General features: G+C 72.6%; 22 protein-coding genes. 9 read left to right on the forward strand and 13 right to left on the reverse strand.

All coding sequences use genetic code 11. From position 1 onward, the window contains the following. Nucleotides 1–10 precede the first annotated feature (10 nt). Nucleotides 11–2692, forward strand: a complete 2682-nt coding sequence (locus GXW74_RS05840; RefSeq protein ID WP_246522939.1) for a cation-translocating P-type ATPase — start codon at nucleotides 11–13, stop codon at nucleotides 2690–2692. Between the two features lie 94 nt (nucleotides 2693–2786). Further along, nucleotides 2787–3074, forward strand: coding sequence for a hypothetical protein (locus GXW74_RS05845; protein WP_211845529.1), 288 nt, complete (start codon nucleotides 2787–2789; stop codon nucleotides 3072–3074). A 153-nt stretch (nucleotides 3075–3227) separates the two neighbouring features. On the opposite strand, the gene GXW74_RS05850 is transcribed toward GXW74_RS05845, so the two are convergent. Next, entirely contained in the window at nucleotides 3228–4472 is a 1245-nt protein-coding gene (locus tag GXW74_RS05850; protein ID WP_211845530.1) for a Zn-dependent hydrolase, read from the reverse strand. A 694-nt stretch (nucleotides 4473–5166) separates the two neighbouring features. Between GXW74_RS05850 and GXW74_RS05855 the strand changes: the two genes are divergently transcribed. Then, a complete protein-coding gene (locus GXW74_RS05855) occupies nucleotides 5167–5574 on the forward strand; it encodes a septal ring lytic transglycosylase RlpA family protein (protein ID WP_338148151.1) in 408 nt (135 codons plus the stop codon). 103 nt (nucleotides 5575–5677) lie between these two features. Here the strand turns inward: GXW74_RS05855 and GXW74_RS05860 are convergent, their stop codons facing one another. The 3 genes from GXW74_RS05860 to GXW74_RS05870 form a co-directional block, all read right to left on the reverse strand. Next, nucleotides 5678–6898 carry an ABC transporter substrate-binding protein gene (locus GXW74_RS05860; RefSeq protein ID WP_211845531.1) on the reverse strand — a complete coding sequence of 407 codons (1221 nt, stop codon included), beginning with the start codon at nucleotides 6896–6898 and terminating at the stop codon, nucleotides 5678–5680. Nucleotides 6899–7126: 228 nt separating this feature from the next. Beyond that, nucleotides 7127–8014 (reverse strand): WcbI family polysaccharide biosynthesis putative acetyltransferase, encoded by an 888-nt coding sequence (locus GXW74_RS05865; RefSeq protein WP_246522986.1) that lies wholly within the window; start codon nucleotides 8012–8014, stop codon nucleotides 7127–7129. Further along, nucleotides 8014–9123 (reverse strand): GSCFA domain-containing protein, encoded by a 1110-nt coding sequence (locus tag GXW74_RS05870; protein WP_211845533.1) that lies wholly within the window; start codon nucleotides 9121–9123, stop codon nucleotides 8014–8016. Before GXW74_RS05870 ends, GXW74_RS05865 begins: the two co-directional genes overlap by 1 nt. Before the next feature lie 145 nt (nucleotides 9124–9268). Here GXW74_RS05870 and GXW74_RS05875 point away from each other — a divergent pair, with 145 nt between their 5' ends. The 3 genes from GXW74_RS05875 (at nucleotide 9269) to GXW74_RS05885 (ending at nucleotide 12126) form a co-directional block, all read left to right on the forward strand. Then, a complete protein-coding gene (locus GXW74_RS05875) occupies nucleotides 9269–10057 on the forward strand; it encodes an aldolase (protein ID WP_211845534.1) in 789 nt (262 codons plus the stop codon). After that, nucleotides 10054–10953: a DMT family transporter gene (locus GXW74_RS05880; RefSeq protein WP_211845535.1), complete on the forward strand. Its 900-nt coding sequence runs from the start codon at nucleotides 10054–10056 to the stop codon at nucleotides 10951–10953. The genes GXW74_RS05875 and GXW74_RS05880 overlap by 4 nt, the downstream gene beginning before the upstream one ends. Before the next feature lie 129 nt (nucleotides 10954–11082). Further along, nucleotides 11083–12126, forward strand: a complete 1044-nt coding sequence (locus tag GXW74_RS05885; RefSeq protein WP_211845536.1) for an LLM class flavin-dependent oxidoreductase — start codon at nucleotides 11083–11085, stop codon at nucleotides 12124–12126. Between the two features lie 192 nt (nucleotides 12127–12318). Here the strand turns inward: GXW74_RS05885 and GXW74_RS05890 are convergent, their stop codons facing one another. The 3 genes from GXW74_RS05890 to panC all read right to left on the reverse strand — a co-directional run bounded on the left by GXW74_RS05890 (nucleotide 12319) and on the right by panC (nucleotide 15579). Next, a complete protein-coding gene (locus tag GXW74_RS05890) occupies nucleotides 12319–13263 on the reverse strand; it encodes a LysR family transcriptional regulator (protein WP_211845537.1) in 945 nt (314 codons plus the stop codon). A 272-nt stretch (nucleotides 13264–13535) separates the two neighbouring features. Continuing rightward, the gene (locus tag GXW74_RS05895; RefSeq protein WP_246522940.1) at nucleotides 13536–14528 is read right to left on the reverse strand and encodes a Bug family tripartite tricarboxylate transporter substrate binding protein; all 993 of its coding nucleotides are present in this window, start codon (nucleotides 14526–14528) and stop codon (nucleotides 13536–13538) included. Between the two features lie 208 nt (nucleotides 14529–14736). Beyond that, nucleotides 14737–15579, reverse strand: coding sequence for a pantoate--beta-alanine ligase (panC, locus tag GXW74_RS05900; RefSeq protein ID WP_211845538.1), 843 nt, complete (start codon nucleotides 15577–15579; stop codon nucleotides 14737–14739). A 62-nt stretch (nucleotides 15580–15641) separates the two neighbouring features. On the opposite strand from panC, the gene GXW74_RS05905 reads away from it, so the two are divergent. The 3 genes from GXW74_RS05905 to GXW74_RS05915 are packed head-to-tail and all read left to right on the forward strand — an operon-like array spanning nucleotide 15642 to nucleotide 18435. Further along, nucleotides 15642–16835, forward strand: coding sequence for a class I SAM-dependent rRNA methyltransferase (locus tag GXW74_RS05905; RefSeq protein WP_246522941.1), 1194 nt, complete (start codon nucleotides 15642–15644; stop codon nucleotides 16833–16835). Continuing rightward, complete coding sequence (locus GXW74_RS05910; RefSeq protein WP_211845540.1) at nucleotides 16832–17284, forward strand: DUF3293 domain-containing protein; 453 nt, start codon at nucleotides 16832–16834, stop codon at nucleotides 17282–17284. Before GXW74_RS05905 ends, GXW74_RS05910 begins: the two co-directional genes overlap by 4 nt. After that, entirely contained in the window at nucleotides 17284–18435 is a 1152-nt protein-coding gene (locus tag GXW74_RS05915; protein ID WP_211845541.1) for an MFS transporter, read from the forward strand. The genes GXW74_RS05910 and GXW74_RS05915 overlap by 1 nt, the downstream gene beginning before the upstream one ends. Nucleotides 18436–18471: 36 nt before the next feature. Here the strand turns inward: GXW74_RS05915 and GXW74_RS05920 are convergent, their stop codons facing one another. From GXW74_RS05920 to GXW74_RS05945, 6 genes are all read right to left on the reverse strand, one after another. Continuing rightward, nucleotides 18472–19227, reverse strand: coding sequence for an SIR2 family NAD-dependent protein deacylase (locus tag GXW74_RS05920; RefSeq protein ID WP_211845542.1), 756 nt, complete (start codon nucleotides 19225–19227; stop codon nucleotides 18472–18474). Nucleotides 19228–19556: 329 nt separating this feature from the next. Further along, nucleotides 19557–20327 carry a methyltransferase domain-containing protein gene (locus GXW74_RS05925; RefSeq protein WP_338148152.1) on the reverse strand — a complete coding sequence of 257 codons (771 nt, stop codon included), beginning with the start codon at nucleotides 20325–20327 and terminating at the stop codon, nucleotides 19557–19559. Continuing rightward, a complete protein-coding gene (locus tag GXW74_RS05930) occupies nucleotides 20324–21400 on the reverse strand; it encodes a patatin-like phospholipase family protein (protein ID WP_338148153.1) in 1077 nt (358 codons plus the stop codon). Before GXW74_RS05930 ends, GXW74_RS05925 begins: the two co-directional genes overlap by 4 nt. Beyond that, the gene (locus GXW74_RS05935; protein ID WP_211845544.1) at nucleotides 21397–22191 is read right to left on the reverse strand and encodes a 3-hydroxybutyrate dehydrogenase; all 795 of its coding nucleotides are present in this window, start codon (nucleotides 22189–22191) and stop codon (nucleotides 21397–21399) included. The genes GXW74_RS05930 and GXW74_RS05935 overlap by 4 nt, the downstream gene beginning before the upstream one ends. 35 nt (nucleotides 22192–22226) lie before the next feature. After that, nucleotides 22227–23654, reverse strand: a complete 1428-nt coding sequence (locus tag GXW74_RS05940; RefSeq protein WP_211845545.1) for a dihydrolipoyl dehydrogenase family protein — start codon at nucleotides 23652–23654, stop codon at nucleotides 22227–22229. Continuing rightward, nucleotides 23647–24360, reverse strand: a complete 714-nt coding sequence (locus tag GXW74_RS05945) for a TVP38/TMEM64 family protein (RefSeq protein WP_211845546.1) — start codon at nucleotides 24358–24360, stop codon at nucleotides 23647–23649. Before GXW74_RS05945 ends, GXW74_RS05940 begins: the two co-directional genes overlap by 8 nt. Nucleotides 24361–24504 lie beyond the last annotated feature (144 nt).

The following is a 24504-nucleotide window of genomic DNA, read 5'->3' on the forward strand; positions in this document are numbered from 1 at the left end:
CATGAAATTCATGTCCGCGCAGGATCGGGCGGATGCGTCGCCGTCGCCCTCGCACGCCATGTCACCCGGTGAAGTGCAGGCGCGTCTCGATGTGGGGGCGGAAGGACTGTCCGGCCCCGCCGCCGAGGAGCGGCTTCGCCGCCACGGCCCCAACCGGCTGCCGGAACCGCCGCGGCGCGGGGCGCTGCTGCGCTTCCTCGACCAGTTCCGCAACCTGCTGATCTACGTGCTGCTGGCAGCGGCGGCGGCGAGCGCGCTGCTCGGCCATCCGCTCGATGCCGCGGTCATCCTCGCCGTGGTGGTGCTGAACGCGATCGTCGGCTTCATCCAGGAAGGCAAGGCGGAGCAGGCGCTGGCCGCGATCCGTGACCTGCTCGCCCCGCGCGCCTCGGTGATCCGCGACGGCCGGCGCCAGGAGATCGACGCGCAGGAGGCGGTGCCCGGCGACATCGTCCTGCTCGAGGCCGGGGACCGCGTTCCCGCCGACCTGCGCATCCTCTCGGCGCGCGGCTTGCGGGCGGAGGAGGCGATGCTGACCGGGGAATCGGTCCCCGCCGACAAATCCGCCGACGCCGTGCCGGAGGAGGCGGCCCTCGGCGACCGGCGCTCCCTGCTGTTCTCCGGCACGCTGGTCGTCGCCGGCCAGGCGCGGGGCGTCGTCGTCGGCACCGGCGCGGCGACGGAGATCGGCAAGGTCAGCGCCATGCTCGCCGGCGTCGAGACGCTGGAGACGCCGCTGCTCCGCCGGATGGACCGCTTCGCCCGCCAGGTGACGCTGGCGGTCCTCGCACTCGCCGTCCTCGCCTTCGGCGTCGCGCTGCTGCGGGGCTGGCCCGCGGCCGAGGCCTTCATGGCCGTGGTCGGCCTCGCCGTCGCGGCCATCCCGGAGGGGCTGCCCGCCGTGCTGACGGTGACGCTGGCGATCGGCGTGCGCCGCATGGCGGCGCGCAACGCCATCATCCGCCGGCTGCCGGCGGTGGAGACGCTGGGCGCCGTCGGCGTCATCTGCTCCGACAAGACCGGCACCTTCACACGCAACGAGATGGTCGCCGGCGCGGTGGTCACCTCGGCCGGCGAACTCGCGATCGAGGGTGCGGGCTACGGGCCGAAGGCGAGCATCATGGCCGCCGAGGGCGGCGACCCCGACCCGGAGACGATCGGCCTGCTGCGCCGCCTGGCGCGCGCCGGTGCGCTCTGCAACGACGCCGCCCTGGCGCCCGGCGATGCCGGGCACTGGCAGGTGCTCGGGGACCCGATGGAGGGGGCGCTCATCGCGCTCGCGGCCCGGGCGGGGGTGGCGGCCGAAGAACCGCGGCTCGATGCCATCCCCTTCGACGCGCGCCATCGCTGGATGGCGACGCTGCACGAGGACGGGGAAGGCGGCCGGATCCTCGCCGTGAAGGGCGCGCCGGAGGCGCTCCTGCCGCTCTGCCGCCATGAGGCGGCGCCGGAGGGCGTGCGCGCGCTCGATCCCGCCGCCTGGGAGGCGGCGGCGCATCGCCTCGCGGACGGCGGATATCGCGTGCTTGCGCTGGCGGAGGCGCGGCTGCCGGACGATGCCGGCCTCGCCGATGCGCGGCTGCCGCGGCTGACCATGCTCGGCCTGGTCGGCCTCGTGGACCCGCCGCGGACGGAGGCGATCGCGGCGGTCGCCGCCTGCCGGTCGGCCGGGATCCGCGTGAAGATGATCACCGGCGACCACCCGGGGACGGCGCGCGCCATCGCCGGCGCGCTCGGCCTCGACGCGACGGGGCGTGCCCTGACCGGCGTGGATCTCGACAGCCTGGACGATGAGGCGCTCCAGGGCGCGGCGGCGGAGACCGACGTCTTCGCGCGCACGAGCCCGGAGCAGAAGCTGCGCCTGGTGACCGCGCTGCAGGCGGGCGGCGCGGTCGTCGCCATGACCGGGGACGGCGTGAACGACGCCCCCGCCCTGAAGCGCGCCGATGTCGGCGTGGCCATGGGCCGCAAGGGGACCGAGGCGGCCAAGGAGGCCGCCGACATGGTGCTCGCCGACGACAACTTCGCCTCGATCGCCGCCGCGGTGCGCGAAGGACGCACGGTCTACGACAACCTGCAGAAGGTCATCGCCTGGACGCTGCCCACCAATGGCGGGGAATCGCTGGTCGTGCTGGCGGCGATCGGGCTCGGCCTCGCCCTGCCGATGTCGCCGGTGCAGATCCTGTGGATCAACATGGTGACGGCGGTGGCGCTCGGCCTGACCCTCGCCTTCGAACCGCCCGAACGCGATGTGATGGGCCGTCCGCCGCGCGTGCCGGGAGCATCCCTCCTGCCGGCGGTGCTGGCCTGGCGCGTGGTCTTCGTCTCCGCGGTGATGGCGGGCTGCGCCTTCGCCCTGGATCTCTGGGCGACGGCACGCGGGCTCTCGGTCGAGGAATCGCGGACGCTGGTCGTCAACGCGATCGTGGCGATGGAGGTCGGCTACCTCTTCGCCGCGCGACAGTCGCGCGGCAGCGGCTTCTCCGCCGAGGGGTTCCGCGGCACGCCGGCGATCTGGACGGGCATTGCCATCACCTCGGCAGCGCAGGCGGCCATGACCTGGGCGCCGCCGCTGCAATGGACCTTCGGCACCGCATCGCTCGGTGTGACGGAGGTGCCGGCCTGTCTCGGCGCCGGCGCGCTGCTGCTGGTGCTGGTGGAGGCCGAGAAGGCGCTGCGCCGCGCGAGGTGAATCCTACCGCACCTGCGAAGCGCCCGTTTGACGCGGCGCTTCGCCTGGGCGCAGCAATTCGTCGCTGGGTTCTTCCGCCGATGAGGATTGCGCCATGTACGCGATGATCCGCAGCTACTCCGCCACCGGCTCGATCGAGGAGATCGTGCGCCGCGTCGAGGCGACGGTCCTGCCGATGCTGAAGGCGCATCCCGGCTTCCGAGGTTACTGGGCGGGGCGGAGCGAGGGCGGCGCCTTCTCGATCAGCCTCTTCGACAGCCAGGCGGAGGCGGAGGCGGCGCATGAGAAGGTGCGCGGCATCGTCGCCGCCAACCTGGCGGAACTGCTGCCGCAGCCGCCGGTGATCACCAAGGGCGAAGTGCTGGTGACGGCAGTGCCGTGAAGGGAATAGGAAGGCGCGGGGGAGGGGAACCTCCCCCGCGAACCCCCTCCCTTCCTTGGCTGTCGGCAGGGCGGCCCGGCGCGCCGGGCACGCCCATGCCGGTGGTCGGAAAAGGAGGGGGGAGTTCCCTCCCCCCGACCTTGCGGCCCCTGCTCAGGCCGGCCGGTTGGCGCGGGCCACCACGGCTTCGAACAACACCTGGCAGCCGGCCTCGGCCTCCTCGGGGAGGATGCTCTCGGCCTCGTTGTGCGACAGGCCGTCCTTGCACGGGGTGAAGATCATCGCCGTCGGCACCGAACGCGCCACATAGACGGCGTCGTGGCCGGCGCCGGAGATGATCTCGCGCGCCGAGAGGCCGAGCCGCTTCGTCGCCTGGCGCACCAGATCCACGCAGGACGGGTCGAAGGGCTGGGCCGGGATGAGGAACAGTTCCGCCAGGTCGAGCTGGCAGCCCGTCTCGGCGACGAGCTTGCGCGCCTGCTCGGGGAAGGTGTCGGCGAGCGTCCTGATCTCGGCGTCCAGCGGGTGGCGGAACTCGACGCTGAAGCGCACCTCGCCGGGCACCACGTTGCGGGAGGGGTGCATCACCTGCAGGAAGCCGACCGTGCCGCGGCCGTCCTCGCCGCGCGCGCGCATCAGCTCGTCGACCAGCGTGATCACCCGCGCCGCGGCGACCAGCGCATCCTTGCGCGCGGAGGGCGGCGTCGTGCCCGCATGGCTGTCCTGGCCGGTGATGACGGCGTCGTACCAGACCTGCGCCTGCGCGCCGGTGACGATGCCGATCTGCTTGCCCTCCTTCTCGAGGATCGGGCCCTGCTCGATGTGCAGCTCGAAATAGGCATCGGCCGGGAAGGGCTTCGCGGCATGCGTCCCCTTGTAGCCGATCTGGTCCAGCGCCTCGGAGACGGACATGCCGTCCACGTCCTTCAGGCCATAGGCCTTCTCCTGCGTGTAGATCCCGGCCCAGACGCCCGATCCCATCAGCGAATGGCCGAAGCGCGAGCCTTCCTCGTCGGTCCAGTTCACCAGCTCGATCGGCGCCTCGGTGACGATGTTGAGGTCGTTCAGCGAGCGCATCACCTCGAGCCCCGCGATGACGCCGAGCGCGCCGTCGAACTTGCCGCCGGTCGGCTGGCTGTCGAGGTGGCTGCCCATCAGCACCGGGAGGCGCTTGGGGTCACGACCTTCCCGGCGGGCGAACATGTTGCCGATGGCGTCCACGCGCACCGTCAGGCCGAGCGCCTCGCACCAGCCCTTGAAGCGGTCGCGCCCGGCCTTGTCGACATCGGAGAGGGTCAGGCGCTTCACGCCGCCCTTGGGCGTGGCGCCGATCTCGGCCATCGCCATCAGACTGTCCCAGAGGCGCTTGCCGTCGATCCGCTGGTTGGTACCGCTCATCGGTGTTCGTGCCCGTGCTGCTTTGGAGGGGGGCCGGTTCAGAGGCCGTTCGAGAAGGTCGGCACCGGCCCTCACCCCGGCCCGGCCCGGCCACCCAGTTCGGCATGGTGTCGTTGGGTGGCCGGGCCGGGGGCGGGGCGGTGCCGACATGAGAATGCGCCGGACGGTGCATTCTCAAGCGGGCTCTAAGCCCGCCGGCGGCCCCTGTCCACCGGCCGCGAGGCCGCCCCCGATGCCGCCTCCGCGCCGGCTCCGAATACAATGCTGATGCGCGTTAGTTCAATTGTGTTAGGAACAAGTCCTAATAGAAGGAAAGTTGTGATACTTGGCGAATAATTCAAATCGCCAGGAGCCTGCGAGGCAGTCGATGGCATTGATGTGACGTGCCGGCGGGTCGGGACTGTTGCGCTCGGCCGCGATTTGCTGCATGGCATGGATCGGCAGCTCCCCGGCTGCCGGCGAATTCACGCGTCATCTGCCCACTGGAGACCATCGCGCGCCGCCGGGCGCGCATCCCCCCGCAATGGCTCGCGCAGCCAGAACCGCCAAGGAGAGTCCCCCCATGGGGTTCCAACGCCATGCCCCCCACCCCTCTGCACGCTGTTCCGCCCCGGAGCGCATGTCAGGGGAGCCTCGGACCGGCCGAAGCGGCAGGTCCCGGACCACGGCCCTGCGGATCGCGGCGAGTTGCGCCGTGCTTGGCTTCTCCTCGATGACCATGGGCTGCGCCCAGTCGGTCCAGGGCAGCGCCCAGCCTGTCGCCGCGGCGACGGTGGAACAGCCCGCCGGGCCGCCGCAGGTCGGGACCGCCTCCTATTACGCGCGCCACTTCAACGGCCGGCGCATGGCGAACGGCAGCCGCTTCGATCCGTCTTCCGATACCATCGCGCACCGGACGCTGCCCTTCGGCACCGTCGTCCGCGTGACGAACCTCCACAACGGCCTGTCCGCGACCGGTACGGTGACCGACCGCGGTCCCTGGACCCGCGGCCGCATCGTCGACCTCAGCCCGCGGATCGCGCGCGACATCGACATGATCCGCAGCGGCGTCGCGCGGGTCGAGGTGGTGCCTGTCGTCGAGGTCGCCGAGGCCGCCGACTGACGCCGGGGCCGTTCCGGCCGTTTGGCCGGGACGGGTGGCGGGGCTTGCACGGATCGGGCTGCGGCCGGCCGGATGGCCCGGCGCGCGGCGCCGGCCGCGCGGTTCAGCGAATGAGCGGGCAGCCCCCCTCGGCCAGCGGGCGATAGGCTTCGTTGCCGGGGATGGCCTGCGCCACCTCCAGCAGGTCCCATTCCCCGCGCGCCTGGGACGGCTGCTTGGCGCGCATCAGGTACATGTCGCGGATGACGCGGCCATCGGCGCGGATGGTGCCGTTGGCCGTCATGAAGTCGTTGATCGGCGTCTCGCGCATCTTCGCCATCACCGCCGCTGCGGCATCGGTGCCCGCGGCCTGCACCGCCTTCAGGTAGTGCGTGACGGCCCCCCACATGCTGGCCTGGAACATGGTGGGCGGCCGGCCGTGGATGCGCTGGAACCGCTGCGCGTAGGCGCGCGTCGCGTCGTTCTGGTCCCAGTAGTAGGCCTCGGTGAAGACCATGCCCTGCGCCGTGTCGAGACCGATCGCCTTGATGTTCGTCAGCAGGCAGAGCAGCGCCGCCGGCTGGATGCCACGCCGGTTCAGCCCGAATTCGCCCATCTGCTTGACGATGTTGATGAGATCCGTGCCTGCCGCGGCGATGCCGACGACATTCGCCCCCGACCCCGCCGCGCGCACCAGGTGGGAGGAATAGTCCGTCTCCCCCAGCGGTGCGCGCGTGCTGCCCATCACCTGTCCGCCGAGTTGGCGGATCACCGCCGTCGCATTGGCTTCCAGCGAATGCCCGAAGGCGTAGTCCGAGGTGATGAAATACCAGCGGCGCCCGCCGCCCTGCATCACCGCGCCGACGGTGCCGCGCGACAAGGCGTAGTTGTCGTAGGTCCAGTGCACGCCGTAGGGCGAGCAGTCCTTGCCCGTCAGGTCCGTGGTGCCGGCGGCGATGACGATGTCGACCTTCTGCTTCTCCCGCGCCAGGTTCTGCACCGCGAGCGCGACGGCGGAATTGCCGAGGCCGAAGATGGCATCGACCTTCTCCTGGTCGTACCAGCGCCGCGCGATCGACATGCCGACATCGGCGCGGTTCTGCAGGTCGCCATGGACGAGCTCGATCGGCATGCCGTTCACGCGGCCGCCGAAATCCTCGATGGCGAGGCGGGCGGAGACGACGTCGCCCATGCCCTGCTGGTCGGCGAAGACGCCCGACATGTCGTCGAGCACGCCGATCTTCACCACGCCATCGGAGATGCCCGACTGCGCGCGCCCGGCGGAAGGGCGGATGGCGGCGAGCGGCACGGCGGCCGCGCCGGCCAGAAGGTGCCTGCGGTTCATGGTTCGGTTTCCCCCATTGGTGTCGTTCTTGAGCCGCATCATGCCACGCGGGCGTGATGTGGCCAGGGGGGGCGGAAAGCCCCATGCGCGCGAAGATGGGAGCCGGAGAGGGGCGGCGCCCCTCTCCGATCAGCAGCGCCGAACATCCGGCACGCATGGGGCAAAGCCCCTCCGCCCTTCATGCCCCGACCGCGGCGCCGCGTGCCAGCGCCCCTTCCCCCCGGCCCGCTACCCGACGAGCGCCGCGAGCTTCTCCCGCACCTTGCCGACGGCGCCTTCCCGGAAGCCGGCTTCGGGCAGGGCGCGGTACATCTGGTAGCTCTCGCGGATCAACCGCGGCAGCGGGATGTAGGTGGAATTCCCCAGCGGCGCGACCTGGCGCGTGATGCGCTTGAACATCATCCCGCCGGGCACGCCGTGCGCCTCGGCGATCTCCGGATAGACGGGCCAGATGGTGTCGCTCGCGAGCTGGTCGCAGGGCGGTGCGACATGCGGCGCATCGGCGGGCAGCAGCCCGGCGCGGATCGCCGCGGCGCGCGCCACGTCCGCGAGCACGAAGCCGCAGGGGTGGTTCATGGTGTGCATGAACGGCCCGCGCGCGTGCCACGCCTCGAACTCGGCCGCCATGTCGAGCCCGTACTTCGCCAGCTGGTCGAGCAGCAGCGTCCGGGCGCCGCCGAAGGCCGACACGTAGCCGAGCCGGTTGTAGACCAGCCGGTTGAACAGGGTCGGCACGTCGCCTTCGGCGAGGCCGAGCGAGAAGGCGGCGGCGACGATCGCCGAGTGATAGGCGCCGAGCGGCGAGCCCTGCACCTGCCCCTCCACCGTGAGGTAGGCCATGTCGGGGTGGTAGCCGCGGAAGGCGATCGCCGGCAGGCGGTGCAGCGGCGGGCCGTTTGCGGCCAGCATCCTGGTCTGCAGCTTGCCGAACTCCGGCCCGAAATCCTGGCTGAACACCGCGTCGAAGCCCCGCAGCAGCTCGACCGCGTTCGGCACGCGCTTGGCGTTGCGGATGACGGCGGCCTCGAAGGCCTCGACGTCCGCTTCCGGCAGCAGGTGCGCGAGCGCATGGGCATAGCCGTGCGCCTGGCAGTTCCCCAGCACCGCAAGCCGCATCACGCCGGCCCGCCGGGCGCGACGATCGCTTCCTCGTCGCAGATCACCCTGGTCAGCGCGGCGTAGTCGGCGGCCTCCTCGGCGCTGACCGCGGCGGTGGGCGCCGGCGGCGGGGCGGCGATGGCAGGCGGCGCGGCCGGCGCAGCGGCGGGCGCCGGCGCGTCGTCCAGCCCGTGGCGCGCGAAGAGTTCCATCACCTGCGCGACGCCTTCCGGCGTCACCTCGCGCAGGTCGTCGGCGAAGAAGCGCCCGCGCGCCTGTGGCCCGGTGATGATCTCGAAGGATGGGAAATAGGCGATGGCAGGGTCGCGCCGGCACAGCTCCTCGACCACGGCGCGCAGGATCGCCTTGCTCGCGACGGTGGAGACCAGCACGTGCCGGTCCTCATGCGTCGCGATGAGCGACACCGGGGAGACGGTGAGCATCACCCGCACCCGTGGATTGACGTCGCGCAGCCCCGCAAGGAAGGCCTCGAGCGCGGCGAGCGTCTCGGCGAAGCCGGCATTGACGAAGCGCCAGGCATCCGGCGGCGTCGCGACGCCGAGCACGCCGGGGTGCAGCGGCACGGCGAGCCCGTCCTCCGCCGCCACCCAGCCTTCCGTCAGGCCGAGCGTGAAGATGAAGACGTCGCAGCCTTCGAACATGCGGCGCACGGCGGCGAGGTGCCGGCGGCGGTCCTCCTCCAGCGCCTCGAGGCTCGGGAAGCCGCCGGCCTGGATGCGCGGGCGGCAGGGATCGACGAAGCCGCCGCCCGGCAGCGCCCAGGCCCGCGCCTTCGGCCGCATCAGCCCGTAGGCGCGCTCGAAGAGCTGGCGAAGCTGCAAGGTCGTGTAGATGTTGCCGAAGCGAGCCGGGAACACGCCGTAGCCTTCGTCCGGCGCAACGCCGCCGGGATGGCGCTCGGTGACCAGGCTGCGGAAGCCCGCGGCCGAGAGGTGCCGCGACAGGTGCTGCGCGAAGCAACTGCCCGCCGTCGCCACCGCGTCGGTACGGGAAATCCGGAAGGGCAGCGCGGTGACGGGGTCCACCCCGGTCGCATCGCGCCCGGAGACGGCCTGCCGCCAGAAGCAATGGTCGGGGCGGCCGCGATAGGGGTTGGTGCTCAGCATCTCGGTCGGCTTCGCGGCTCCGTCGTGACCTCGGCCGTCCGTCGATACAGCCTGCCCGGTTCGCCCGGCAACCCTGGCGGCGGACGGATTGCCCTCCGGCCGGGCATGCGCGAGTTTGTGCGCCTTCCGGGAAGGACGGAGATTCATGGCCCATGCCCTCGGCGCGCCCGCCGCGCCCGCCATCCTGCGCAACACCGAACTCGACGCCGATGCCGTGCGCCAGGCGCGCGTGGACCTCGCGGCCTGCTTCCGCATGGCGGCGCGGCTCGGCATGCATGAGGGCATCTGCAACCACTTCTCCTTCGTGGTGCCGGGGCGCGACGACCTCTTTCTCGTCAACCCCTATGGCTGGGCGTTCAGCGAGATCACCGCATCCCGCCTGCTGGTCTGCGACTTCAAGGGCAATGTGATCGCCGGCGACGGCGTGCCGGAGGCGACGGCCTTCTACATCCACGCGCGGGTCCACAAGAACGTGGCGCGCGCCAGGGCCGCGTTCCACACGCACATGCCGAACGCGACGGCGCTCGCCATGCTCGAAGGCCCGCCGCTGGTCTGGGCCGGGCAGACGGCGCTGAAGTTCTACGGCCGCACCGTGGTGGACGAGGAATATGGCGGCCTCGCCCTCGACGAGACGGAGGGCGACCGCATCGCCGCCAGCATCGGCGAGGCCGACATCGTCTTCATGAAGAACCACGGCGTGATGGTGGTGGGCCCCTCGGTCGCCGAGGCGTGGGACGACCTCTACTACCTCGAGCGCGCGGCGGAAGCGCAGCGGCTCGCCCTCTCCACGGGCCGGCCGCTCAAGCCCGTGCCGCACGAGATGGCGCAGCGCACCTACGAGCAGATGCGCGATGGCGACAGCGAGAGCGCGCGGCTGCACCTCGAAAGCGTCAAGCGCATCCTCGCGCGCGACGAGCCGGACTTCATGCATTGACCCTTCGCGCCGGCGGCGAGGCCGCGCTGCGTCCCGACGCGGCCGGGCTCGCGCTGCTGCTGGCGACGACGATCGGCTGGGGGCTCAACTGGCCGGCGATGAAGCTGCTGCTGGCCGAGCTGCCCGTGCTCTCGACCCGTTCGGCCGCCGGCGCGCTCGGGCTGCTCGTGCTGCTCGCGGTCGCGCGGCTGCGGGGCGAAAGCCTGGCGGTGCCGCTCGGCCTCTGGCCGCGGCTGATCCTCGCCTCGCTGCTGAACGTGACGGCCTGGATGGGTCTCGCCTCCTTCTCGCTGCTCTGGCTGGCGGCGGCGGAGGCGACCATCGTCTGCTACACCATGCCGGTCTGGGCCTCGCTGATGGCCTGGGCGATCCTCGGCGAACGCCCCGGCGCGGCGCGTGTCGCCGGGCTGATCCTGGCGCTGGCGGGACTCGCGCTGCTGGTGCTCGGCCGCGGCGTCGCGGTGGGGCTGGAGAAGCTGCCGGGCGTGGCCTTCGGCCTGGCCTCGGCCATCCTGTTCTCGCTCGGCACGGTGCTGTCGAAGCGCTGGCCGCTCGGGCTGCCGCCGACCAGCGGCGCGGCCTGGCAGGTGGGTCTCGGCATCGCGCCGCTCGGCATCGCGGCGGCCATGTTCGACCCGATGCGCTTCGGCACGCTGTCCGCCGGCGGCTGGGCGCTGATCGCCTATGGCGGCGTCTTCGCGCTCGGCCTCTGCTACCTCTCCTGGTTCGCGGCGCTGCGACGCCTGCCGGCCTCGCTCGCCTCGCTCGGCACGCTGATCACGCCGATGGTGGGCGTGGCGAGCGCGGCGATCGTGCTCGGCGAGCCCTTCGGCTGGCGGGAGGCGACGGCGCTGCTGCTTACCCTCGCCGGCATCGCGCTCGCCGTCCGGCGATAGGCGGCGCCTTCGCGACGCCGGACCGGCGCCTCGCCACGCACGGCATATCCGCTAGGCGCCCATTGTCCGGTCCCGGGCATGGCCGCGGGCGATAGCCTCACTTCAGGCGTTGCTGGCGGAGGCATGTGCATGGAGTTCGCCCTCTTCAACCTGATGTCGCTCAACCACGCCGGGGAGAGGCCAGCGGAGGTGATGGCGACGACCGTCGAGGCGGTGCAGCTCGCCGAGCGGACTGGCTTCGACGCCGCCTGGTTCGCCGAGCATCATTTCACCAGCGCTTCCATCTGCGCCTCCCCGCTGATGATGGTGGCGCATTGCGCGGCGGTGACGCGGCGCATCCGGCTCGGACCCGCGGTGGTGGTGCTGCCGCTGCACCATCCGCTGCGGGCGGTGCAGGAGATCGGCATGGCGCAGCTCATGGCGCCGGGCCGGCTGATCCTCGGCATCGGCACCGGCCATCAGCCGCACGAGTTCCGCAGCTACGGCATCGACCTCGGCGAGCGGACGACCATCCTGCACGAGGGCTGGGACATCCTCGAACAGGGCCTTGCCACCGGCCAGGTGGCGCTGGAGGGGAAGCACTACCGCATCCCGGCCTCGCCGATCTGCCTGCCTTCCGCCATGCCGCCGCTCTACCTCGCCGGCGGGGATGCCGGGCTCATCGGCCGGGCCGCGCGGGCGGGGGCAACGCTGCTGATCAGCCCCGGCCTGCGCTGGGGGGATGCCGCCCTGCCGGCGAAGGCGAAGGTGGAGGCCCCCTATCGCGCCGCCGGCTTCGCCGGAGCGGACATCCCGCTCGGCGTGCAGCGCTATGTCTTCGTCACCGAGGATCCCGCGGAGCAGCGCCGCGCCGCCGAGGGCCTGCTGGCGCTGTCGCGCAGCACGCTGGCGCTGCGCCTGCCCGACCCGCCCCGCCAGGGCGTGCTGCTGCAGGCCGTGCCCTTCGAGGGCGAGCCGAGCGTCGACTGGCTGCTCGAGCATGCGCCGATCGGCTCCGCCGAGAAGGTGGCGCGCATCCTGGCCGACGACCTGCGCGCGCTGCGCCCGACGCATGTCAGCCTCTATTCGGGCTTCTCGGGCCTGGGCCAGGGCCCTGTGCTGGCGGCCGTCGAGCGTCTCGGCCGCCACGTCCTGCCGGCGCTGCGCGGCGCGGCGCGGGCCCTCGCCGCCTGAACAATCATCCGGGAGGCGGAACGGCATCGCCCCACTCTCCGACCAGGCGTGCCAGCTCCCTGTTGCAGAGCGCACCTTCGCCCGATGCGGCGAACCCCCCTGGGATCCGTTCCCCTCCAGGCGGTCCAGGTGGCCCAGCCACCTGGCGGGGGTCTCGGGGGCGGCGCCCCTGAGCGGAGCCTCGCCCCCGCGCTACGTCCCCGGCACCCGCCCCTTCAGCGTTCCTGCCGCCGCCAGCCGCCGCACCTCCGCGCGCAGGAAGCGGATCACCGCATGGGCCGCGGTCGAGATCTGCCGATCCGCCGAGGTGGCGACGACGAAGCCGTGCAGCAGTTCCGGCGCACGGATGCGCGCCGCTGCGAGCAGCCCGGCGCGCAGTTCCCGCGCCATCGCGTCCCAGGCCAGGATGCCGTAGCCGAGCCTGCCGTCCAGCAGGCTCAGCAGGGCGGCGAGCGAGTCGACATCCGTCACCTTCCGTGCCGCGAGATCCTGTGCGGCGAGCGCGGCCTCGAATTCCCGGCGCATGCCGTGATGTCGTCCGGGCAGCAGGAGCGGGAGCGCGGCGACGTCGGCGAGGGCGATCTCCCCCGCCGCATCGAGGAGCGGCAGGACCACCGGATCCCCCGGCGGATAGGCCAGGTGGAGATGCGCGTCGAAGAGCGGCTCGGTGCGCAGCACGGCGCTGCGCCGATGGGTGTTGAGCACCGCGATGTCGACGCGCCCGGCGGTCAGCCACTCATGGAGTGTGCCGGTGAAGCCGTCGAGCAGATGCAGCTCGACCTCAGGTGATTCCGCTTGGAGGTGGCGCAGCAGGGCCGGTGCGAGCAGCGCGGCGACGGAAGGCGGCATCGCCAGGCTGACCCGGCCGCGCGGGATGCCGCGGGCGGCGAGGGTGCGGGAGCGCAGCGCCTCGAGCCCCTCCAGCATGGGCGCCAGTTCCTCCGCGAAGCGCTGGCCGTCCTCGGTGAGGGTGACGCCGCGGCCGTTGCGGTAGAGCAGGCTGGTGCCGAGCTCCTCCTCCAGCGCGCGGATGGCGCGGCTGAGAGCGGGCTGCGTCACGCCGAGCCGGGCTGCGGCGCGGGAGAAGCTGCCCTCGTCGATGACCCTGCGGAAGAGACGGAGCTGGCGGAGTTCCATGGGGAGGTATCGGGCGCGCTGGTCCGGGAGCGAGGGTGGGCGAATGCTGAGATGCTGGAGCGGAGCCGCCTCTCCAGACCACCCCGCCAAAGGCCGAGAGGTCTTTGGGAACCATGACTTTGGCACCGGGCCGGTGCGCGCGCATGGATTCTTGTGGGGGCCGGGGAACTCGGGAGAAGAGAGCTGCCCACGGGCGTTCCATTCATGTTGCAATGCAACATGAATGGGTTCCCGCAGTGAGGCTATCCCAGGGGCAGGTCCCCTCCGTCCGATCAGTTCACCCGCGCGCCGACACGTTCCACCACCGCCCGCCAGCGCGGCAGATCCTCCGCCAGCCGCCGGCGCATCGTCTCCCCATCCGCGACCGAGGGCGCGAAGCCCCATTCGATCACCTTCGCCTCGATCGCGGGCTCGCGCGCGATGCGGCCGAAGACATCGGCGAGGCGCGCGACGATCGGCGCGGGCGTGCGTGCGGGCACGACCAGCCCGTACCAGGTGGTGCTCTCGAAGCCGGGCATGTTGCAGGCTTCCGCGATGGTCGGCACCTCCGGCACCGCCGGGATGCGCGAGGAGGAGGTCACGCCAAGCAGGCGCACGCGGCCCTGGCGGTACATCTCGATCACCGGGCCGGTCTGGTAGAAGAAGACGTCCACATCGCCCTGCAGCAGCGCCGTCATCGCGAAGGGCCCGCCGCGATAGGGCACGTGCAGCAGGTCGATCCCCTGGACGGCGGCGAACTGCGCGCCGGCGAGATGCGTCGAGGCGCCGATCCCGGTGCTCGCGTAGTTGAGCCGCCCGGGCGCGGCGCGGGCGGCTTCGACGACGGCGCCGCAGGTGGTGAAGTTCGGCCGCTTCTCCGTGCTGACGGTCATGAAGTTCGGTGCCTCGAACAGCGTCATCAGCGGGATGAAGTCGGCCTGCGTGTTGACTGGCATGGCGGGCAGCACGGCCGGGTTGATCGCCAGCATGGCGGAGGTGGCGATCAGCACCGAATGGCCGTCCGGCGCGGCGCGCGCGGCGGCTTCCATGCCGATGTTGCCGGAGGCGCCGGAACGGATATCGATGACCATCGGGACGCCGAGTTCCTGCTGGACGCGTTCCTGGATCAGGCGGCCGTAGATGTCCATCGCGGTGCCGGCCGGGAAGGCGGTCATGAACATCAGAGGCCGGCCGCGCACGGGGAAGTCCTGCGCCATCGCCGCGCCCGCCCCGGCGACCAGGGACAGTGCCGCCAGGGCTGCCCGCCAGATTCGATTCATGCTCATGCCGCGCCTTCCGTCAGCAGATCGGATGGCCGTGCGCGGTCTGGGCTCTCCCGGCCCGGCGGGGCGCTTCAGCGCCCGCGCCGCGTTCCGCCGCTTCGTCCCGGCAGCGGACACGCGCGCAGGCTGCCATCGGCGCCCCCGGCCGGGCAATCGCCTTGGCCGGTGCGCGCCGGGCCTAACACCTATGCCGCCGGGGCATGTCCCGGCGTCAGCCGACCGGGATGTTGTCCAGCAGCCGCACCGTGCCGAGCCGCGCTGCGGCGATGAGCCGCATCGGGCCATCCGCGCGTCGCGCGGTCAGCGGCTTCAGCGTCTCGGCCTCGACCAGGGCGAGGTAGTCCGGCGCGAAGCCGGTGTCGCGCAGGGTTTCCAGGCCCTCGCCGAGGGCCGACGCGACCGGCGCGCCGGCGGCGATCGCCGCGGCGGCCTTCGTCATCGCCCGGTGCAGCACCGGCGCGGTGGCGCGTTCCTGCGCGGAGAGGAAGCGGTTGCGCGAGGACAGGGCGAGCCCGTCCGCCTCCCGCACCGTCTCCACCGGCAGGATGCGGATGGGGATGTCGAGGTCGCGCGCCATGCGGGTGACGACCTGGAGCTGCTGCCAGTCCTTCTCGCCGAAGGCGGCGACCTCCGCCTGGGTCTGCTGGAACAGCTTGCAGCAGACGGTGGCGACGCCGCGGAAATGGCCGGGGCGGGCATCGCCCTCCCAGCCGGCCGAGGGGCCGGCGACCTCGATCACGGTGGCGCTGCCGGGCGGGTACATCGCCTCCACCGGCGGCATCCATGCGAGGTCGCAGCCCGCCGCGCGCAGCTTGGCGAGGTCGCCTTCCTCGTCGCGCGGATAGCGCGCCAGGTCCTCGTTGGCCCCGAACTGCAGCGGATTGACGAAGATGGAGGCGGCGACGGCATCCGCCTCCCGCCGCCCGGCGGCGACGAGGGACAGGTGCCCCTCATGCAGCGCGCCCATGGTCGGCACGAGGGCGAGGCGCTTGCCGGCCGCGCGCAGGGCGGCAGTGGCGGCGCGGAGCGAGGGTAGGTCCCGGCAGATCTGCATGGGCGCACCGTAGCCTGCGCGCATGGACGGGCAAGCGCGGCATCGGCATGGTCCGCCATGCCATGACCGCATCCCAAGACCGCCCCCTGATCCGCCTGCTGCCCGGCCGCGACCGTCGCGTGAAGTCCGGCCACCCCTGGGCCTTCTCCAACGAGATCGCCATGACCCCGGCGGCGAAGGCGCTGCCGCCGGGCAGCGTGGTGCGTCTCGAAGGCGATGACGGCGTGAAGCACGGTGCCTGGCACTTCAACCCGCATTCGCTGATCGCGGCGCGCCGGCTTTCCGCCGACCCCGCCGCCGCCTGCGACGGCGCCTGGTACCGCGAGCGCCTCGCCGAGGCGCTCGCCCTGCGCGACCGCCTGTTCGACGCGCCGCAGTACCGACTGGTCCATGCCGAGGCCGATGGCCTGCCGGGCCTGGTGGTGGACCGCTACGGCGACGTCGTCGCGGTGCAGGCGAACACCGCCGGCATGGACGCGGCGACGCCGATGATCGTCGAGGCGCTGTCGGCGCTGGTCGCGCCGCGCGGCATCGTCGCGCGCAACGACAGCGGTGTGCGCAAGCTGGAAGGGCTGGAGGAGGAGGTGCGGCTGCTCGCCGGCGACGCCACAGGCGCCGTCGTGGAGGAGAACGGGCTGCGCTTCCCGGTCGATCTGCTCGGCGGCCAGAAGACCGGCTGGTTCTTCGACCAGCGCGAGCACCGCGCGCGCGTCGCCCGGCTGTCGAAGGGCGCCACCGTCCTCGATGCCTTCTGCCACACCGGCGGCTTCGGGATCGGCTGCGCGGTGGCCGGCGCGGCGCAGGTCACGCTGCTCGACCGCAGCGAACATGCGCTCATGACCGCGCAGCAGGCCGCGGCGATGAACGGCGTCGACGGGCGCGTCACGACGATGCGCGCCGAGGCGATGGAGGCGCTGGAACGCATGGTCGGCGAGGGCCGCCGCTTCGGCGTGGTGATCACCGACCCGCCGGCCTTCGCCAAGACGCGCAAGGACCAGCCGGCGGCGCTGCGCGCCTATGCGAAGCTCGCGCGCCTCGCCGCGACGCTGGTGGAACGCGGCGGCTTCCTCTTCATCGCGTCCTGTTCGCACCATGTCGCGCCGGGCGAATTCGCCGATGCCGTCGCCTGGGGCGCCCATCGGGCCCGGCGGGATGCGCGCATCCTGCACATGGGCGGCGCCGGGCCGGACCATCCGCTGCACCCGATGCTGCCGGAAAGCGCCTACCTCAAGGGCATGCTGCTGCACCTGGCATGACGCCGGCGCGCACCCTGCCGCATGTCCGCTTCGACCTGCCGGACCCGATCCCGGTCGGGCCGCGGCTTGCGCGCGGCTGGCGGATCACCTGCTATGAAGCGGCGGGCGCGACGATCCGGCTTGGCCGCCGGTCGCGCGGGATCGACCGTCTGCTCGGCGCCGCCGGCGTCCGGCATGGTGCTTTCGTCGGCGCCTGGAACCCGCTGAGCCGGCCGCATCCGGAATCGTGGAACCACACGCAACTCGACCGGCTGCGCAGGCTGGCGGGCCGCGCCGGCATCGCCTTCCTCGAAGGCGCCGGGCATGCCGCGCGGCCGCCCTGGGCGGAGCGGCACCTGCTGCTGCTCGCCGACTGGCGGCGCTGCGCCGTGCTCGCGCAACGCTTCCGGCAGCATGCCATCCTGCTGGTGCGGCTGCGCGCGCCGTCGCGGCTCCGCGTGCTGCGATGATGGCGGCGCTGCCCTTCCTTGCCGCGGTCTTTGCCGTGCGCGCGGCGCTCGGCGCGCTGTTCCAGGCGCCGGGCGCGGCGGCGGCCGTGCTGGTGCCGGAATTCGGGCTGGACTGGACGCGGTTCGGCACGCTGGTCGGGCTGTTCTGGTTCCCTGGCCTGGTGCTGGCCTTTCCGCTCGGACTGGCGGCGCGGCGGCTGGGGGACCGGGCGGGGGTGCTGCTCGGCCTCGCGCTGCTGGTGGCGGGCGCGCTTGGCGCGGCGGCCGGCGGATCCGTGCCGGCGCTGTTCGCCGGGCGCCTGCTGATGGGCGTGGGGACGGTGCTGGTGATCCTGCTGCTGACCAAGATGGTGCAGGACCGCTTCCATGGGCCGGACCTGTTTCCTGCCATGGCGGTCTATGTGCTCGGCTGGCCGATCGGCATCGCGGCGACGCAGGCGCTGTTGCCGGGCGTTGCGTTGGCGCTCGGCTGGCAGGCGCCGTTCCTGGTCGCGGCGGCGGCAGGGGGGCTGGCGTTCCTGGCACTCGCCCTTGCGGCCCGGCCCGTGCCGCGGGCGCCGGCGCCGCCCCCCGGCGCGGGCCGGCTGACGGGGCGGGAAGTGCGGCTGATGTGCCTCGCCGGCGCCTGCTGGGCGGCGGTCAACGGCACCTACATGGTGCTCGTCACTTTCGCTCCGGTGCTGCTGGCGGAACGTGGCCTCGGCGTCGCGGAGGCGGGATTCGCGACCTCGCTGATGTCCTGGGTGAACGTCGTCGCGGTGCCGGCGGGGGCGATGCTGGCGCGGCGGGCCGGCACGACGGTGCCGATGGCGCTCGCCTGCATCGGCGCGGCGGCGGCGCTCGCGGCCGCGCTGCCCTTCGCGCATACCGGCCTGGCGGCGCCGATCCTTGCCCTGCACGGGCTGCTCTATGCCCTGCCGATCACGGTCTTCTCGGCCCTGCCGGCGATCGCCGTGCCACCGGAGCGGCGGGCGCTGGGCCTCGGCGTGTACTTCGTGTGGTTCTACGCGGGGTGCACGGGCTTCCCGCCGCTCGCCGGGTGGCTGGCGGACCGCTCCGGCGGGGCGAGCGCGCCGGTGCTCTTCGCCGCCGCGCTGCTCGTGGTCGCGCTGGCGCTGTTCCTGCTGTTCCGCCGCGGCGTGGCGCGCTGAGGCGGGCACGATGCCTTCACCTTCGTGCGGTCCGCGTCAGTTCACGCCCACGGCGCCGCCCATCACCTCGCCGATGCCGTGGTGCACCACCAGGTCGGCGAGGTCGTCGAGCGGCGTCTCCTGCCGGTTCACGATCACCAGCCGCGCGCCGTTGCGCTTGGCGACCTCGGGGAAGCCCGCGGCCGGATAGACCACCAGCGAGGACCCGAGGACGACGAAGAGATCCGCCGCCAGCGTCTCGCGCCGCGCGCGTTCCATCGCGTTTTCCGGCATCGCCTGTCCGAAGCTGATCGTCGCGGTCTTCACCAGCCCGCCGCAGGCGACGCAGCCCGGCACTTCGCCGTCGCGTTCGAAGGCGGCGCGCAGGGCGCCGATCTCGTAACGCTTTCCGCAGTCGAGGCAATGCGCGTAGGTGGAATTGCCGTGCAGCTCGATCACCTGCGCTTCCGGCACGCCCGAAGCCTGGTGCAGCCCGTCGATGTTCTGGGTGATGACGGCCGAGGCCTTGCCCTGGCGCACCAGCAGCGCGACGGCGCGATGCCCGCGATTGGGCTGCGCGGCACGCATCACCGGCTCGCTGTCGAAGCGGCGGCGCCAGGCCTCGCGCCGCGCCTCGGCCGACGAGACGAAATCCTGGAACATGATCGGCTGCACGCGGGCCCAGGTGCCGCCCGGGCCACGGAAATCCGGGATGCCGGATTCGGTGCTGATGCCCGCGCCGGTGAAGACGACGACGCGACGCGCGCTGTCGAGCATCTGCCTGAGCGTGGCGGCGTCGCGGGCGGCGTCCATGCGGGAAGTCTGGCGAGGGGCGGGGTGGTTGTCGAGGAGGGGCGGGGGGAGAAGAGAACTTCTCCCCCCGCACCCCCCTCAACCTTCTTTGTCACCTGGGAACCGGCCTCCGAAGTCATACCAGCGGCACGAGTTCCTGACTTGTGCGGAGGCCGCGAATGCGGCCCGCCGGCAGTCCGGCGAAGCCAAGCAAACCGGAGGTTTGCGCCCGGCGCCTGAGGGCAGGAAAGGGCGGCTGCCAGCGGTCGCGAGTAGCGGCCGCCGGTATCAGTTCCCAGGTGCCAAAGAAGGGAGGGGGTTCGGGGGAGGTTCACCCTCCCCCGACCTTTTCACGCGACCCGCGCCAGCATGAACAGCCGCCGGAACGGCAGCAGCACCACCCCATCCGCCTGCGGCGGGTAGGCCGCCCGCATCGCCGCGCGGTAGGCTGCGAGGAAGCCCTCCCGCAACTCGCCCTCCAGCGCATCGAGGAAGGGCCGCAGGCTGCTCCCCATCGCCCACTGGACCACCGGGTCTTCCCCGCGCAGCACATGGACGTATTCCGTGATCCAGAATTCGAGCGCCGCGACGCGCGGCCGCAGCAGGTCGTAGTAGGCGCCGGGGTCGAGGATCGGCGGCGCGCTCGCCACGCCCGCGAGCTTCGCCGCCCAGGGCCCCTGCCGCGCGACGCGGTCCTGGTCCGCGCGCAGCGGCCGGTCGTGCATCGCCGGCATCTGCACCGCCAGCACGCCGCCCGGCGCGAGATGCGCCAGCAGGCGCGGGAACAGCGCCTCGTGCCCGCCAAGCCAATGCAGCGCCGCGTTGCTGAACAGCACGTCCACCGGGGCGGCGGGCGACCAGTTCGCGATATCCGCCTGCTCCGTGGCGAAGCCGCCGCCGGCCGCCTTGGCGAGCATCGCGGCGCTGCCGTCCACCCCGGTCACCGTCGCGCCGGGGAAGCGCGCGGCGAGCGCCGGCATGGCGTTGCCCGCGCCGCAGCCGAGGTCGACCACGCGCTTCGGCGAGGGGTGCGCGATGCGCCCCATCAGGTCGAGCGCCGGCCGCAGGCGCTCATCCTCGAAGCGCAGGTACTGCGTGGCGTCCCAGCTCGACGCGCTCACAGGAAGCGGGCCCGGATGTCGACGCTGCTCTCGCGGCCGAGCTTGTCGAAATGCTGGTCGAGCCATGCGTCGGCGGCCTCCCGTCCGTACTGCTTCAGCATGCAGAGGAAGTCCCAGTCGCCGTTGAACTTGGTGCTGAGCTTGAACTTGCGCATGCGGTCCTCGTCCTCGATCAGGTGGATGAAGAGACGTCGGTAGCGCGGCTGTTCCAGCCGCCCGCTGTCGAGCAGGCGCTGCACGAAGTCGATGGCGCGCATCTCCGCCATCAGCGACCCGTTGAAGGTGATCTCGTTCAGCCGGTTGACGATGTCGGAGGCCGAGGTCGGCGTCTCCTCGCGCACCGTGGGGTTGAGCTGGATCAGCACGATGTCCGGCGGCCCGCCCTGGTCATACAGGGGCCAGAGCGCCGGATTGCCGAGATAGCCGCCGTCCCAGTAGGGCTCGCCGTCGATCTCGACCGCCTTGAACACCTGCGGCAGGCAGGCCGAGGCGAGCAGCGCGTCGACCGTCAGCTCCTTGCGGGTGAAGACGCGGGGCTTGCCGGTGCGCACGCTGGTCGCGGAGACGAAGAGCCGCGGCGCCTTCGCCTCCATGCGCAGCCGGTCGAAGTCGATGCTGTCCACCAGCGCGTCGCGCAGCGGGTTGTAGCTGTAGGGGAAGGGATTGATCTGGTACGGCGAGAGCACGCGGGAGAGCGTGTCGAAGGTGCGGTAGGCGACCGACCAGGTCAGGTCGTGCCCCCAGACGAGCTTCTCCATCGGCGTCGACCGCAGCGGGCTGATCGCGAGATGCCCCGCGATCGAGCGCCAGAAGCGGTCGAGCGCGGAGATCGCCGCCGCCGGCCCGCCGTCGAGCAGCCCCTGCACCACCATCGCGCCGTTGATCGCGCCGGCGGAGGTGCCGGACAGCCCGTCCAGCTCCAGCCGGTCGTCCTCGAGCAGCCGCTCCAGCACGCCCCAGGTGAAGGCGCCATGCGTGCCCCCGCCCTGCAGCGCCAGGCTGATCCGGCGTCTCGCCGGCGGCTTGGCGACGGCGGGGGTGGCCGGGCCGGTCTGTGGCGTCGCCTCGCTCACGCCGCCGTCCAGCCGCCATCGACAGAGAGCGCCGCCCCGTTCACGCCGCCCGAGCCCGGGCCGCAGAGCCACAGCGCCATCCGCGCGACTTCCTCCACCTCGATCCAGCGCTTGGAGGGCTGCTTCTCGAGCAGGTAGTCGGTCAGCGCCTTCTCCTCGCTGACGCCGTGCTTCTCGGCCAGCGGCTTCACCTGTGCCTCGGCCAGCGGCGTGCGCACGAAGCCGGGGCAGATGGCGTTGCAGGTGATGGGCGTCTTCGCGACCTCGATCGCCACCACCTTGGTCATGCCGACCACGCCGTGCTTGGCGGCGACATAGGCGACCTTGAAGGGGCTCGCGACCAGGCCGTGGGCCGAGGCGACGTTGACGATCCGCCCCCAGTTCCGCCGGCGCATCCCCGGCAGCGCCGCCTTGATGGCGTGGAAGTTGGAGGAGAGGTTGATGGCGATGATCGCGTCCCAGCGCGCCTCGGGGAATTCCTCCACCGGGCTGACGAACTGGATGCCCGCGTTGTTGACCAGGATGTCGAGCCTGCCGAATGCCTTCTCGGCATCGGCCACCATGCCGCGCACCTCGTCGGGCTTCGACATGTCCGCGGCGGAATAGGGCGCGTCGCCCCCGCCCATGGCGGCGCCGACCTCGGCGCGGGCGGCGGCGATCTCCTCGGGCTTGCCGAAGCCGTTGAGCATGACCTTCGCCCCGGCCTGGGCCATGAGCAGCGCCATGCCGTGGCCGATGCCGGAGGTGGATCCGGTGATCAGGGCCGTTCGGCCCGCAAGTGTCTTTTCCATGTGACCAGCCCTGGAGAACGGACCGGCACTAAGGCTCAGGGCAGGCGATTGAGCAAGCCGACGATGCGCTTCGTGCCCGGGGCCAGGAATTTCGGGGTGTAGAACTCCGAGGCCGCCCGCTTCCCCGCCTCCTGCGCCGTCGGATAGGGCAGCACCGCCCCGGCCAGGGCCGACAGGGGCAGGCGCCGCCCGATCATCAGCGCGAACATCCCGGCCATGTCGCCGGCGCCGGGGCCCACCACGGAAGCGCCGAGCAGCCGTCCCTTGCGGTCGGTCACCAGCTTCACCAGCCCCTCCGCCCTGCCTTCCGCGACCAGGCGGTCATTCTCGGCGAGCGGCCAGCGCAGGATGGTGAGGTCCTCGCGCCCGGCGGCGCGCAGCTCGGCCTCGGTCGGGCCGATCTGGGCGATCTCGGGGTCGGTATAGGTGACGCGCGGCAGGGCGGCATAGGAGAGCTTCGCCGGCAGCCGGAACAGCATGGCCCGCGCGATGATGCCGGCGTGCTGCGAACAGACATGGGTGAAGGCGCGCGGCCCGAGCCCCTGCGGATCGGCGATGTCCCCCGCCGCCCAGACCCGGCGGTTGGAGACCGAACGCAACGCCAGGTCGGTCGTCACCCCGCGCGACGTGTGGGCGATGCCGGCGGCCTCCAGCCCCAGCCCGTCGAGCCGCGGGGCGCGCCCCACCGCGAGCAGAAGATGCGTCCCGGCGATGCGCGTGCCGTCCTCGAGCAGCACGGCGATGCCCTGTGCATCGGGTTCCGCCGCGACGATGCGGGCGCCCTCGTGCAGGGCGACGCCGTCCGCCTCCAGCGCCGCGCGCAGCGGCGGGAGGCATTCCGCCTCCTCCCGGCCGGCTATCCGGGCCGCTTCCAGCACCGTCACCCGGCAGCCGAGCCGGGCATGGGCCTGCGCCATCTCGAGCCCGATCGGCCCGCCGCCGAGGATGATAAGGTGGCCGGGCCGCTCGCGCAGGGAGAACAGGCTTTCATTGGTCAGGAACGGCAGGCCGGCGAGGCCCGGGATGGGCGGGACGACGGCGGCGGACCCTGCGGCCACCACGGCGCGGCGGAAGGTGAAGCGCCGGCCGCCGCCCTCGATCGTGTCGCGCGCGACGAAACGGGCGGTGGCGCGCACCACGGTCGCGCCCATGGCACGGAAGCGCTCCTCCGAATCATTGGGGGCGATCGTCGCGATGGCGCCGGCAACGTGTTCCCGCACCCCGTCCCAGTCGATCTCCGGTTCCGGCAGGCGGAGGCCAAAGCGGTGTGCGCGGCGGGCCTCGGCGGCGGCACGGGCGGCGGCGAGCAATGCCTTGGACGGCACGCAGCCGAAGTTCAGGCAGTCGCCCCCCATGGCGCCGCGCTCGAACAGCGCAACCTTCAGCCCGAGCCCGGCGGCGATCGCCGTGACCGAGAGCCCCGCCGCGCCCGCCCCGATCACCGCCACGTCCAGGTCAGGCATCGCGCGTCCTTTTCCGCCACCAGGCGCCGAGGAGGGAGAGCGCCGCCAGCCCCAGCAGCGGCAGCAGGATGGGAGGCGACAGGATCACCCCGAGATCGGGCCGCCGCCCCGCCGCCAGGACCTCGCCCAGCCCCGCGCCGATTCCCGCGAAGACCGCCGTGGCCGGGATGATGCCGATGGCGGTGGCCGCCGCATAGGCGCCGAAGGGCATGCCGACCAGCGCGGGGGCGAGGTTGACGAGCCAGAAGGGCACCACCGGGATCAGGCGGAGGGTCAGCAGGTAGAAGAAGCCGTCCCGTTCGAGCCCCGGCCGGATCCGGCCGACCAGCCTTGCCGCCCGCCCCGCCACCAGGGGCGCGAGCGCCGAGCGCGCGGCGAGGAACAGGGCGCAGGCGCCCAGCGTGGCGCCGACCACCGTGAGCGCCGCGCCGAGCCAGGTTCCGAACAGCAGCCCGCCCGCCAGTGTCATCACCACCCCGCCGGGCAGGGAGAGCGCCACCACCAGCACATAGGCGAGCACATAGGCCGCCGCCGCCGTCGCCGGCCGCGCCGCGACCCAGGCGGCGAGGGTGGCATGATGTTGGGCCAGGGCCTCGAAGGACAGCAGCCGCGTGGCCCCGGACGCCCAGGCGGCCGCCAGCAGCACCGCCAGCAGGAGCAGCGGCCAGAGGCGGCGGAGGGCGGAAGGGCGGGCGGGGCGATCCATCTTCGCTGCGGAATTCGGTGCGCGGCCGCTCCCGGTTACACTGTGTCGCGCCGCGCGCGGTTGACGCGTGGCGATCCCCCTCCCTATACCTCCGCCCCTTGCCGGGGCGCCGCTGTGAAAGGGGTGCCGCCGGCGCGTCTTGCT

Source organism: Neoroseomonas eburnea, from assembly GCF_018129005.1.
GTDB classification, from domain to species: domain Bacteria; phylum Pseudomonadota; class Alphaproteobacteria; order Acetobacterales; family Acetobacteraceae; genus Neoroseomonas; species Neoroseomonas eburnea.

Coding starts and splice junctions, on each gene's coding strand:
- GXW74_RS05840 (WP_246522939.1), top strand. CDS start 11: ATGTCCGCGCAGGATCGGGCGGATGCGTCGCCGTCGCCCTCGCACGCC.
- GXW74_RS05845 (WP_211845529.1), top strand. CDS start 2,787: ATGTACGCGATGATCCGCAGCTACTCCGCCACCGGCTCGATCGAGGAG.
- GXW74_RS05850 (WP_211845530.1), bottom strand. CDS start 4,472: ATGAGCGGTACCAACCAGCGGATCGACGGCAAGCGCCTCTGGGACAGT.
- GXW74_RS05860 (WP_211845531.1), bottom strand. CDS start 6,898: ATGAACCGCAGGCACCTTCTGGCCGGCGCGGCCGCCGTGCCGCTCGCC.
- GXW74_RS05865 (WP_246522986.1), bottom strand. CDS start 8,014: ATGCGGCTTGCGGTGCTGGGGAACTGCCAGGCGCACGGCTATGCCCAT.
- GXW74_RS05870 (WP_211845533.1), bottom strand. CDS start 9,123: ATGCTGAGCACCAACCCCTATCGCGGCCGCCCCGACCATTGCTTCTGG.
- GXW74_RS05875 (WP_211845534.1), top strand. CDS start 9,269: ATGGCCCATGCCCTCGGCGCGCCCGCCGCGCCCGCCATCCTGCGCAAC.
- GXW74_RS05885 (WP_211845536.1), top strand. CDS start 11,083: ATGGAGTTCGCCCTCTTCAACCTGATGTCGCTCAACCACGCCGGGGAG.
- GXW74_RS05890 (WP_211845537.1), bottom strand. CDS start 13,263: ATGGAACTCCGCCAGCTCCGTCTCTTCCGCAGGGTCATCGACGAGGGC.
- GXW74_RS05895 (WP_246522940.1), bottom strand. CDS start 14,528: ATGAGCATGAATCGAATCTGGCGGGCAGCCCTGGCGGCACTGTCCCTG.
- panC (WP_211845538.1), bottom strand. CDS start 15,579: ATGCAGATCTGCCGGGACCTACCCTCGCTCCGCGCCGCCACTGCCGCC.
- GXW74_RS05905 (WP_246522941.1), top strand. CDS start 15,642: ATGACCGCATCCCAAGACCGCCCCCTGATCCGCCTGCTGCCCGGCCGC.
- GXW74_RS05910 (WP_211845540.1), top strand. CDS start 16,832: ATGACGCCGGCGCGCACCCTGCCGCATGTCCGCTTCGACCTGCCGGAC.
- GXW74_RS05915 (WP_211845541.1), top strand. CDS start 17,284: ATGGCGGCGCTGCCCTTCCTTGCCGCGGTCTTTGCCGTGCGCGCGGCG.
- GXW74_RS05920 (WP_211845542.1), bottom strand. CDS start 19,227: ATGGACGCCGCCCGCGACGCCGCCACGCTCAGGCAGATGCTCGACAGC.
- GXW74_RS05935 (WP_211845544.1), bottom strand. CDS start 22,191: ATGGAAAAGACACTTGCGGGCCGAACGGCCCTGATCACCGGATCCACC.
- GXW74_RS05940 (WP_211845545.1), bottom strand. CDS start 23,654: ATGCCTGACCTGGACGTGGCGGTGATCGGGGCGGGCGCGGCGGGGCTC.
- GXW74_RS05945 (WP_211845546.1), bottom strand. CDS start 24,360: ATGGATCGCCCCGCCCGCCCTTCCGCCCTCCGCCGCCTCTGGCCGCTG.